10 protein-coding genes and 2 pseudogenes are annotated in these 10,403 nt (G+C 58.5%); 9 read left to right on the forward strand and 3 right to left on the reverse strand.

What is annotated here, in order from left to right; all coding sequences use genetic code 11:
- Both B3M58_RS02765 and B3M58_RS02770 read right to left on the reverse strand, forming a co-directional pair.
- Positions 1-1,253: methyl-accepting chemotaxis protein (locus tag B3M58_RS02765; RefSeq protein ID WP_296217038.1), on the reverse strand; the 1,253-nt coding region annotated here is incomplete at its 3' end.
- Between the two features lie 888 nt (positions 1,254-2,141).
- Positions 2,142-2,984, reverse strand: a complete 843-nt coding sequence (locus B3M58_RS02770; RefSeq protein WP_003464996.1) for a helix-turn-helix transcriptional regulator — start codon at positions 2,982-2,984, stop codon at positions 2,142-2,144.
- A gap of 117 nt (positions 2,985-3,101) precedes the next feature.
- On the opposite strand from B3M58_RS02770, the gene B3M58_RS02775 reads away from it, so the two are divergent.
- The 4 genes from B3M58_RS02775 to B3M58_RS02790 all read left to right on the forward strand — a co-directional run bounded on the left by B3M58_RS02775 (position 3,102) and on the right by B3M58_RS02790 (position 4,885).
- Positions 3,102-3,635, forward strand: coding sequence for a carboxymuconolactone decarboxylase family protein (locus B3M58_RS02775; protein ID WP_020309197.1), 534 nt, complete (start codon positions 3,102-3,104; stop codon positions 3,633-3,635).
- Between the two features lie 27 nt (positions 3,636-3,662).
- Positions 3,663-4,211 (forward strand): cytochrome P460 family protein, encoded by a 549-nt coding sequence (locus B3M58_RS02780; RefSeq protein ID WP_003465000.1) that lies wholly within the window; start codon positions 3,663-3,665, stop codon positions 4,209-4,211.
- Positions 4,212-4,284: 73 nt separating this feature from the next.
- Positions 4,285-4,770, forward strand: coding sequence for a uracil-DNA glycosylase family protein (locus B3M58_RS02785; RefSeq protein WP_020309195.1), 486 nt, complete (start codon positions 4,285-4,287; stop codon positions 4,768-4,770).
- Entirely contained in the window at positions 4,673-4,885 is a 213-nt protein-coding gene (locus B3M58_RS02790; RefSeq protein ID WP_223866296.1) for a hypothetical protein, read from the forward strand. Before B3M58_RS02785 ends, B3M58_RS02790 begins: the two co-directional genes overlap by 98 nt.
- A 183-nt stretch (positions 4,886-5,068) precedes the next feature.
- Here the strand turns inward: B3M58_RS02790 and B3M58_RS02795 are convergent, their stop codons facing one another.
- Positions 5,069-5,953, reverse strand: a complete 885-nt coding sequence (locus tag B3M58_RS02795; RefSeq protein WP_003465017.1) for a LysR family transcriptional regulator — start codon at positions 5,951-5,953, stop codon at positions 5,069-5,071.
- Positions 5,954-6,067: 114 nt separating this feature from the next.
- Between B3M58_RS02795 and argC the strand changes: the two genes are divergently transcribed.
- From argC to B3M58_RS02820, 5 genes and pseudogenes are all read left to right on the forward strand, one after another.
- On the forward strand, positions 6,068-6,997 hold the full coding sequence (gene argC / locus B3M58_RS02800; protein ID WP_003465021.1) for an N-acetyl-gamma-glutamyl-phosphate reductase: 930 nt from the start codon (positions 6,068-6,070) through the stop codon (positions 6,995-6,997).
- A gap of 413 nt (positions 6,998-7,410) precedes the next feature.
- Positions 7,411-7,566, forward strand: a pseudogene (locus B3M58_RS02805) (OmpA family protein); the annotation flags it as partial.
- 414 nt (positions 7,567-7,980) lie between these two features.
- The gene (locus B3M58_RS02810; RefSeq protein WP_003465024.1) at positions 7,981-8,607 is read left to right on the forward strand and encodes a DNA methyltransferase; all 627 of its coding nucleotides are present in this window, start codon (positions 7,981-7,983) and stop codon (positions 8,605-8,607) included.
- Positions 8,608-8,631: 24 nt separating this feature from the next.
- On the forward strand, positions 8,632-9,660 hold the full coding sequence (locus B3M58_RS02815; RefSeq protein ID WP_003465026.1) for an IS30 family transposase: 1,029 nt from the start codon (positions 8,632-8,634) through the stop codon (positions 9,658-9,660).
- Positions 9,661-9,735: 75 nt separating this feature from the next.
- Positions 9,736-10,403: pseudogene (locus B3M58_RS02820) on the forward strand (methyl-accepting chemotaxis protein); the annotation flags it as partial.

Raw genomic sequence — 10,403 nt, forward strand, 5'->3', positions numbered from 1 at the left:
CGCTCTTGTAGAGCGCTGATCATACTTTGAATATCCGTAGTTGACTGTTGTGTGCGTGCGGCAAGACTACGTACCTCATCGGCGACGACAGCAAAGCCACGTCCTTGCTCACCAGCGCGCGCGGCCTCAATTGCTGCGTTGAGCGCTAACAAGTTTGTTTGCTCGGCGATTCCTCGTATAACATCAAGCACTTTTGAGATCTCGTTACTTTGACCTTCGAGTTCATGAATAACCTGTGCAGCTTGCCTAATTTCTCCTTCAAGAGCTGTGATTGACTGGCTTGTGTGCGCTACCAGGCGCTGCCCAGATGATGTCTCACTATCCGCTCTTCCGGCTGCATCTGCGGCATGCTGCGCATTGCTCGCGACCTCTTGAATACTTGCTGCCATTTGGTTTACTGCAGTTGCTATTTGATCTGTCTCTGCTTGCTGCTCAACTGTAAGAAAATTGCTTGACTCAATATCTTTTAGCAGACCTCGGGCGTGCTCACCTAGCCTGTTTGATGCGTCACCTATACGACCAATTACGGCGCCTGTTTCAGCCTGCATCATTCGCAAAGCAAATTCAATTTGGCCAAATTCATCGTTACGCCCAGTATAAAGAATTTGACTTAATGGGTTGTTGGAAATGTTCTTCACTCGCGCCAACAACTTACCAAGTGGGGAGAGCAGAGCCATAATACCAACAGAGCTCAAGCCTCCGGATACCAAGACAGCTAAAAGCAGGTCACTTGGTGATGCACCCGTAAATATACCAGCGACCATAAGGCTTGACAGGGCTGAACCCCATATAAGCAAGAGAATTTTTACGGACAAACTAACAGACCATTTAGGCGTTGCGGACTTTCCACTTCTTAACTGAGCGTAGAGGTTTTCTGCTGCCTGGACTTGTTCAGGGTCAGGCTTGGTTCTTACAGACTGGTACTCAACGGTAGATCCATTCTTTGTTATTGGTGTGACATAAGCACTGACCCAATAGTGGTCGCCGTTTTTACAGCGATTTTTTACTAATCCCATCCATGAACGACCAGCCTTTAATGTGCTCCACATATGCTCAAAGGCCGCAGAAGGCATATCAGGATGCCTTACAATGTTGTGTGGCTGCCCTAGTAACTCTTCCTCGGTAAAACCGCTAATTTTAATAAAATCAGGATTGACGTAAGTTATGTGACTCTGAGGAGAGGTGGTCGACAGGATATTTGCATCCTTTGGGAGCTCGAGGTTACGACCAGTTACAGGTAGGTTTTGGCGCATAAGAGCCTCTATCATGATTGTTTATTTTAATTTTGATCGGCGTAAGGTTGAGTTTCTTTAGCGATTTGAGTAAAGCCCTGCGCGATAATACTAGCCCCTCCGGACGAATCTGTACCGCCGTGATTGTCGGGTTGAGCTATGCCCTAACTGGGCGTCAGGCCGGAACCTTGGGCAGTGTCAGAATAGGGCCGATTCCAGCATTTTCTGACGACTCGCCTGCAACCTCTAGGGCCTCAACCTGACAGGCCGCACGCTTAGCGTACGATTTTGTCCGTTTTCTCTATCGTCCCCTCCATGCCCGACGGACGGTCGCCGGCCCGCCCTGGTCGAAGGCCGCCCCACTCGGCCCGGCGAGGCCCGGCCAAGGTTGGACAGTTGCAGCGGCCAAAATCGCCCCCTGCGGCCTCCTGGGCGCGTTTCTGGTGCCAAGGTAGGCTTGCCCCCTGACTGACAGCTTCCGCGTTGTGTGGGCGATTCTGGAGGCTCTGACGCTGCTCCGGTTGCAGCGCTCCCGCCCCCTCTTTGGCGTTCAACCTGTCGTTTTCAGAAGACGGCTGCACTGAACGTCAGAAGCCGACTGCACTATAGCAGCGGAGGGGTTGGATCCATCAGGCAACGACGGGCTGCTGCCGGCCAATAGCCGACAATGACGACACTGGAAATCCCCGCCTGTGAGCGTCGGCTCAGGGCGGGACAGCGTCATCCAGCTACCTGCGCCACTGACTCAGCCTTGTCCAGCCGGCCGCGCCGCACGAACAGACTGACCAGCCGTTGACGGATCGCCACCTGGAGTTCCGCCAGTTGTTCCGGCGTGATGCGAATTTCACCCGCTCGACGAGCGCAACACCGGCGCCGCCTACGCCAAGAACCGGCGAATCGAACTCAAACTCACGAACCGCTGAGCGCCGCGTCACCGCGCTGCTGCGCCAGCCAGTCGCGCGGGGCGCAGCCCATGCGCACGCGGAAGGCGCGCGCCAGAGCGTTCGGGCTGCCGTAGCCGACGCGGTCGGCCACCACCGCCACCGGCCGCCCCTGCTTGAGCAGGGTGCAACTGACGTTCATCCGCCAGTCGGCCAGATAGTCGCCCGGCGTGACGCCCACCGCGTCCTTGAACGCGGCGGCGAAGCGCGCGCGTGACATGCCCGCCTTCGCCGCCAGCGCCTCGAGCGACCACGCGGTCTGCGGCGCATCGTGCATGGCGGTTATGGCGCGCGCGAGTTTCGGGTCGGCCAGGCCCGCCAGCAGTCCGGTGGCGCCAAGCCGCCCATCCATCAGATAACGCAGCAACTGGATCAGTAGCAACTCGCACAAGCGGTCGATGGCGGCCTGCCGACCGCACTGGTCGCGCTCGGCTTCGGCAAACAGCAACTCTAGCGTCGGCCCGAGGCCGGGCAAGTCCGCCAACGGAATCAGCAGCATCGACGGCAAGGCCATGGCCAACGGATTGCCCGTCGAAGCGCCCAGGTCGACCTCCGCACACAACCGCTCAGCGGTATCGCCGGGGGCGGCGACAAAACGATGCGACGCCACGCGCGGATAAAACAGCAGGCTCGGCTCGGTAACCAGCAGATCTTCATGCACGGGCGAACGCGCCGTAATCGGGCCGCGCCGCACCAGATGGATATAGCCATGCGGCGCCGCGTAATGATGCTGCCCACAGAAGGCGCCGCTGTGAAAAACGCGCGCCGAAAGCGAGTAGTGCCGGAGCAAGCCGGCCAGTCGATCCGCCATTCCACTCTCCATATAAGACGATAGGTTACGTATTTGATACTTTACGTGCCATATCGTACCAAACAAAGGGCGATCATGCCCACGTGCTCTTGCACCTCACCCACTACGGAGATAGACATGACCCAAATCGCCCCCCTGACCATCGACACCGCTGACGCCGCTACCGCTGCCACACTCAAGGCCGTCAAAGCCAAGCTTGGCATGGTGCCGAACCTGTTCGCCACGCTGGCCCACGCGCCGGCGGCGCTCAATGGCTACCTCGGCTTGTCCGAAACGCTGGGCACCGGCCGCCTGAATGCCTCCCAGCGCGAGATCGTTGCGCTCGCTGCCGGTCAAGCCAATCGCTGCCAGTATTGCCTGAGCGCACACACCCTGATCGGCAAAGGTGCCGGACTGTCGGCAGAGGCCATCGCCGCGGCCCGCACCGGCCAGGCGGCCAACGCACTTGACGATGCAATCGCCGGCTTTGCCCGCGCGCTGGTCGAGCAACGCGGCGTGGTGTCGGCCGACGCCATGGCCAACTACCGCCGCGCGGGGCTCGACGACGGCCTGATACTGGAAGTGATCGCCAACGTCGCGCTGAACACGCTCACCAACTACACCAACCACATCGCCGACACCACGGTGGATTTCCCCGTGGTCGCCGTCTGATCTCCATAGGCATATAAGGAGAACACGATGAAAATCGCACTCACCGGCGCTCTGCTCGCCAGCGCCCTCGTCCTGCCACTGGCCGTCACGGCCGGCGACTTTTCGCCCTATGTGGACAGCCAGGGCGGCATCAGCCGCCCCACAGACTTCCGCACAAACTTCGTCCACCTGGGCTCATATGCGGTGTTGGACGAAAAATCCGCCTCTCGCGGCTTGCACGATGTGTACACCGAAAAGGCCTCGGCCGAGCACTACCGCAAGACCGGCAAGTTCTTGGACGGCGCCACGCTGGTGAAAGAGATCCGCAAGCTCGAAACCAGCGCCATGACCACTGGCAACCCTGTGGTCTGGGGTTCCGATGCGGCCGTGTGGTTCGTGATGGTCAAGGACGCCAAAGGCCGTTTCGCCAGCAACCCCTTGTGGGGCGACGGCTGGGGCTGGGCGCTGTTCAAGGCCGACGCCCCCGCCAAGAATGTCGCCGTCAGCTACGAAGCCGACTGCATGGGCTGCCATGTGCCGGCGGCCAAGACCGACCGCGTATTCATCCAGGGCTATCCGACACTGACCCAGCACTGACTTGCTGCCGGGTTACGCTTCGCGCAGGATGGCACCTCCGTCCTGCGCGAGCCACCCTTTCCGGAAGCGCGCCATGCCGACACTCGACGCCTTTCTGACCGACGTCCGCGCCTGCACGCGCTGCGCACCGCATCTGCCACACGGCGTGCAGCCGGTCTTCCAGTTTCACCCGAGTGCGCCCATCCTCATCGCCGGCCAAGCACCGGGGGCCCGGGTCCATGCCTCAGGCGTGCCCTTCGACGACGCCAGCGGCGCGCGTCTGCGCGCCTGGCTGGGCGTGGACCGCGACACCTTCTACGACCCTACCCGCATCGCCATTCTGCCCATGGGCTTCTGTTATCCGGGCACCGGCAAAAGCGGTGACCTGCCGCTACGCCCGGAGTGCGCCCCCCGCCTGGCGCGAAGCCTTCATGCAGCGTTTCGAGCGCCTGTCGCTGGTCATCGTGCTGGGCAGCTACGCCATGGACTACCACCTCGGTACTGGCAAGACGCCGCTCACCCGGGTGGTCGAAGCCTGGCGCGAGCACTGGCCGCAAGCGTTCCCCCTGCCTCACCCTAGCCCGCGCAACAATCGCTGGCTGGTGCGCAACCCCTGGTTCCAACAAGACGTGCTGCCCGCGCTGCAAGCACGCGTCCAGGCAGTCCTCACCGCCAACCCCAAGGAAACCCCATGACCGACGACACCGCCGCCATTACCGAGCTGCTGCACAAGTACTACGACACCCTGGCCTGGGCGAACGGAGACAGGCACCGGCTTTGGAGCGATGAACGACGGCTTCAGGTGCGGTAGCTGACGCCTGGGACCTCAATCACCGTATGACCGGGTCGAAAGCGGTCCTTTCTCTGACAACATCGCCCTAGCCCGCACTCAACCCCCACAACACATCCAGCACATGTTGCGTAGGCCGCTCGACGTCCCCACCACGGTGGGCAATACCAAGTTGACGCCACAATAAGGGCTGTAATGGCCGCATGACGATCCTGGTATCGGGCAATGGCGTGGAGGCTTCATGCGGCAACAACGTCGCACCATAACCGGCCGCCACTAGGCTTTTGATCGCATCGTTGTAGTTCAGTTGAATACGCGGCGTGGGCTGCCGTCCATCACTGGCGAACCACTCCGAGGTCAAGCGCGAAAGCCGAGTAGTTTTGTCATTCAGAATTAATGGCTGGGCGGCCAGCCAACCGGGGGTCACAACATCCGGGCATTCCCAGCGAGCCGGCAAGAAGGCCATGACCGGGTCCCGCCGCCATGGCTCGATCCGCAATTCCTTCACCGGGGTCTGTGGCAGCGCGACCAGACCGATCTCCAAAGAGCCCTCGGCAAGCTTCTTCAAAGTTTCCTGCGACGTGAGCACCGCGACCTGCACATCGATAGCGGGATGGCGTTGGCCCAACGTCTCCAAAGCTTGCGGCATCAACTGTGCGATGGCCCCTGTGGAGGCACCCAGCCGCACACGCCCGGCCAAGCCCTGCACCTGACGCTCCACGTCCTCAAGCGCCTGCTCCGCATCCGCCAACAGGCGCCGCGCGCGCTCCACCAGCGTTTCTCCAATCGCCGAAGGCTGAATGCGCCCACGTGTGCGCGACAACAGCTTTCCGCCAACCCGCGACTCCAGGTCGGCAATATGCAAACTGACCGTGGGTGGCGCGAGGTGCAGCACACGGGCCGCCTCGGCAAACGAACCCAGGTCGGCAATGGCCACCAACGTGCGCAGACGGTCCAGGCTGATTTCGCGCATGAGTCACTCCTTGTTCAGAAAAGCTGAATTTCATCGTTTAGAAATTCAACTTTTCCTATCTTAGCCCCTCACTGAAGATTGGAACTCCTGATTTCCTATGTCCGAGAGCATTCCATGGCAAGTCCTCTTATATTCATCGACGGCGACCAAGGCACCACCGGGTTGCAAATCCATCAACGTCTACGCGACCGGACCGATCTGCGGCTTATCACGCTCAGCCCCGAACATCGCAAGGATCCGCAACGTCGCGCCGAAATCATCAACGCCTGCGACATCGCGATTCTCTGCTTGCCCGACCAAGCCGCACGCGACGCTGTAGCGAGCATCGAAAACCCCGCCGTTCGGGTGATCGATGCGAGTTCGGCGCACCGCACCCATCCAGACTGGACCTATGGTTTCGCGGAGATGAACTCGCAGCAGGCCCAACGCATCGCCACGGCACGGCGGGTCAGCAATCCCGGTTGCTATCCCACGGGGGCGATAGGGCTGCTGCGCCCATTGCTGGAGGCCGGGTTGCTGCCCAGGGACTATCCGACGAACATTCATGCTGTGTCGGGCTATTCCGGAAAAGGGCGCGTTGGCGTGCAAGAGCATGAGGGAGAGGGCGCATCACAGGCGCCCGCGTTTCAGGTTTATGGTCTGGGGCTGGCACACAAACATATTCCGGAGATTCAGCAGCAAAGCGGTCTGATGGAGCGGCCGATGTTTGTGCCGGCTTATGGGGCTTTTCGGCAGGGGATCGTGCTGACCATACCGTTGCAACTTCGCTTGTTGGCGCCGGGCGTGGATGCGGTGCGGTTGCATGCGTGTCTTATGCAGCACTACGTCGATGCGGACCATGTACAGGTGATGTCGATGCAGGAGGCCAAAGGGTTGACGTGCCTTGATCCTCAGGCGCTTAACGGGACTGATAGTTTGCGATTGGTGGTGTGTGAAAATGATGAGACGGGGCAGGTTTTGTTGGCTGCGGTGTTTGACAATCTTGGGAAGGGAGCCGCTGGAGCGGCGGTGCAGAATCTGGATTTGATGGTTGCAGGAACATGACTCCGACTACCCACTGGCTCTAGAGTCTATGGCTCGAATTTTCGAGCGGTTGTTTCCTCTCTGTTTATGGCCTGGCATCGACGGCATTAAACGAGTCGAAAACAGAATCTACGCGTGTCAGCAGTTTGCAATCCAGTCAGGCTTTGAAGTTAAACGGTCGTCCACGACAGGCAGCAATCGGCCAACAGCGGCCGTTTTAGAGTAGGGAAAATAAATCCCCTTTTCTGCTGTCTACGCTTCGCAGCGCCGGTTACCCGGTCACCACGCAAGACTCGCTTCCGGTCGGTGGCTAACCTTTACCGGGCGGGGGTCATACCCGCTGGGTTTCTTACGCCATTTCGTGACGGCTTGCGCCGTCATTCCCAGGCGACCAAGCTTTGCCTGGCGCACATAAATCAGTCCCCTTTTTCTCTTTGCGCAGCAATGGCGTCGATCCTTCGCGCCTGCAAACCTTTGGTGCAGGCTCCAGCTCGCCCATTGCCCCCAACGACACCGCCGAGGGTCGCGCCCAAAATCGCCGCGTTGAAATCAAACTGGTGCCCCGTAGCGGCGCTGTAGCTCAAGGGTAATGGTGCCTTGGTGCTCTTTTCGTCGGATGCCCAGCTATCTTTTAATGGGTTACGGGCGATTTGCAGTGGGCTCCAAAACCTGGCCTCAGGAGGTGCAAGCTCCCGTGGCACCGGCTTTGGACTGGGCAGACCAATACGCCGGCCCATAAGCCCATAAGGATCCCGGCCTCGGCCGGGTTCTTTATGCCCGCTTCGCGGGCTTGAGCCCAGAAGGGAGCGGCGTGCGCCGGATTCGCATCTGCCAGCCAGTACGCAGCCCGTTTGGAACTCAGTTGATCCGTCTTTTTCAACGGTTTAACAGCCAAATCAATACGTTCACAAGTACACTCGCCACCCTAGGGATGGTGAAGCATCCACGAGCGGTACTAGAATTTTCAGCTTTTCGGTGCCGCCGCACGAATTCAAGGGGCAAGCATGGATTACGAACAACTGCCGAGGGCCGCCTTGGTCCGTATGCTGCAGGAGCATGATGCGGCGCTTGCCGATGCTGGCAAGAATGGCATCGTTATGAGTTACACCGGGCGGGCTGCTCCCTGGCAGATCATCCGCCAGGTCAAGCCGAAGCTGCATCGTATTATCAAGAAAGTATCCTTTGGAGAGGAAACCGCCCAGTCAGAGAATGAGATCTGGGACGGTGAAAACCTTTCTGCGATGGTCACGCTCTATAAATATCGTGGTCAAGTTGATCTTGTAGTAACAGACCCGCCGTACAACACCGGCGAGGACTTCCGCTATAACGACAAGTGGGACAAGGATCCAAACGATCCAGATCTCGGCGATGTAGTTCCTAAAGATGATGGGTCCAAGCACAGCAAATGGTTGCGCTTCATGACACCCAGAATCTGGATGATGCGTGAGATGCTAACCCCAGGCGGGGTTATGGCTATCTGTATTGATCATAGGGAACTATTTAGACTTGGCATGCTCATGGACGAAATCTTCGGCGAAGAGAATCGCATTGGCATAATCAATTGGCAGAAAAGCTATTCACCTCGCAGTGATAATAAGGGGGCGGCGGCGAAAACTGAGTGCAACACCTGACCTTTCCGGTACGGTGCTGTCCCTATGTCTTATTCCGAACTCAGCGTTGAAGAGCGCGCCACCATTCAAATCGGTCATGCCCAAGGTTTCAGCCTGCGCGGGATTGCCTGCTTGATCAACCGATCCCCTTCGACCATCAGCCGGGAGCTGCGCCGCAATCGAGATGCCTGTGGCGGCTACTCGGCCCGCGTGGCCCAGCAGCAGATGCAGGCCCGCCGTCAGGTGTGTCGACCGAAGCAAAAGCTGTTGCCGGGTAGCGAGCGCTTCGAATTGGTGGCGCATATGCTGCGTGAGCGTTTGTCTCCCGAGCAGATTGCCGGCAAGCTGCGCAGCATGAATATTCCCAGCCTCAGAGATGCCTACGTCTGTCGCGAGACGATCTATAACGCGATCTATGCCTTGCCAGTCGGCGAGCTGCGTAAAGAGCTGATCATCTGCCTGCGCCAAAGCAAGACGATGCGCAGGCCGCGCTCTGGCGGCGTGGATCGGCGCGGTCAGATCCCTGAGAGGGTCAGTATTCATGTACGTCCGCCGGAGATCGAAGACCGACTGATGCCAGGGCATTGGGAAGGCGACCTGATCAAGGGCAAGGCCAACGCCTCGTCTGTAGGTACGCTGGTGGAGCGCACCAGTGGCTACCTGATGCTGGTGAAGATGAACGACGCGACGGCGACCTCGGCGATGGAAGGCTTCAGTGCAGCGCTCAATGGCATGCCGCTGGCGATGCGCAAGAGCATGACCTACGACCAGGGCCGAGAAATGGCGCGGCATGCTGAAATCACCCAGCAGACCGGGGTGGCGATTTACTTCTGCGACCCGCACAGCCCTTGGCAGCGCGGCAGTAACGAAAACATCAATGGCCTGATCCGCCAGTACCTGCCCAAAGGCACGGACTTGTCGGTGCATAGCCAGGAGGAACTGGATGCCATCGCACTGCAACTGAACATGCGCCCCCGTAAGCGCTTCGACTTCAAGTGTCCGATCGAGGTTATGGACGAGGTGATGCAGGAAGCTATGGCTATGCGGCATGATGCTCCAGCTTCAATTCAATAACCGTGTTGCACTCAGCTCCTGTAACCGCCCACTTTAATGTCAGGAAGCTTAAGCTCTGTTAGTGTTTTGGCTATTCTCTCTCCTCTTGGAAGACTGGTTGAAAGAGCCAGGAATATTTCCAATAACCCATTAAGTCAATCCCTCTACACTGGGCGCACCGATGAGTTTGGCCAAATAGAGTTTGCTTTACGAATGATGCAAGCTGAAACAGGCGCCATAGTAGGTCGCATAGGTGATGCATCAAATCGGCTTAGCGAACACACCCGAGGCCTACTAAAGGATATTGAGTCAAGCAATGTACTTACAGTTGAGCAGCAGGCAGAGACAGATCAAATAGCAACGGCAGTAAACCAAATGGCGGCAAGCATTCAAGAGGTTGCGAGCAATGCACAGCATGCTGCAGATGCGGCCGGAAGAGCAGACACTGAGACGGCATCTGGCCAGCGTCTGGTAGCCCACACAAGCCAGTCAATCACTGCCCTTGAAGGTGAAATTAGGCAAGCCGCTCAGGTTATTCATGAGCTTGAAGGTCAAAGTAACGAGATATCAAAAGTTCTTGACGTTATACGAGGGATCGCCGAGCAAACGAATTTGTTGGCACTCAACGCAGCAATTGAGGCCGCGCGTGCTGGTGAGCAGGGGCGTGGTTTTGCTGTTGTCGCCGATGAGGTTCGCAGTCTTGCTGCTCGCACACAGCAATCGACAACGGATATTCAAAGCATGATCAGCGCTCTACAAGAGCG

Source organism: Pseudomonas sp. UBA2684 (assembly GCA_002354655.1).
Classification (GTDB): Bacteria; Pseudomonadota; Gammaproteobacteria; order Pseudomonadales; family Pseudomonadaceae; genus Aquipseudomonas.

Excerpts from the sequence above, each read along its gene's own strand:
- argC (WP_003465021.1), top strand. The coding sequence starts at position 6,068 with ATGGCAAGTCCTCTTATATTCATCGACGGCGACCAAGGCACCACCGGG.
- B3M58_RS02810 (WP_003465024.1), top strand. The coding sequence starts at position 7,981 with ATGGATTACGAACAACTGCCGAGGGCCGCCTTGGTCCGTATGCTGCAG.
- B3M58_RS02770 (WP_003464996.1), bottom strand. The coding sequence starts at position 2,984 with ATGGCGGATCGACTGGCCGGCTTGCTCCGGCACTACTCGCTTTCGGCG.
- B3M58_RS02785 (WP_020309195.1), top strand. The coding sequence starts at position 4,285 with ATGCCGACACTCGACGCCTTTCTGACCGACGTCCGCGCCTGCACGCGC.
- B3M58_RS02815 (WP_003465026.1), top strand. The coding sequence starts at position 8,632 with ATGTCTTATTCCGAACTCAGCGTTGAAGAGCGCGCCACCATTCAAATC.
- B3M58_RS02775 (WP_020309197.1), top strand. The coding sequence starts at position 3,102 with ATGACCCAAATCGCCCCCCTGACCATCGACACCGCTGACGCCGCTACC.
- B3M58_RS02790 (WP_223866296.1), top strand. The coding sequence starts at position 4,673 with ATGGACTACCACCTCGGTACTGGCAAGACGCCGCTCACCCGGGTGGTC.
- B3M58_RS02780 (WP_003465000.1), top strand. The coding sequence starts at position 3,663 with ATGAAAATCGCACTCACCGGCGCTCTGCTCGCCAGCGCCCTCGTCCTG.
- B3M58_RS02795 (WP_003465017.1), bottom strand. The coding sequence starts at position 5,953 with ATGCGCGAAATCAGCCTGGACCGTCTGCGCACGTTGGTGGCCATTGCC.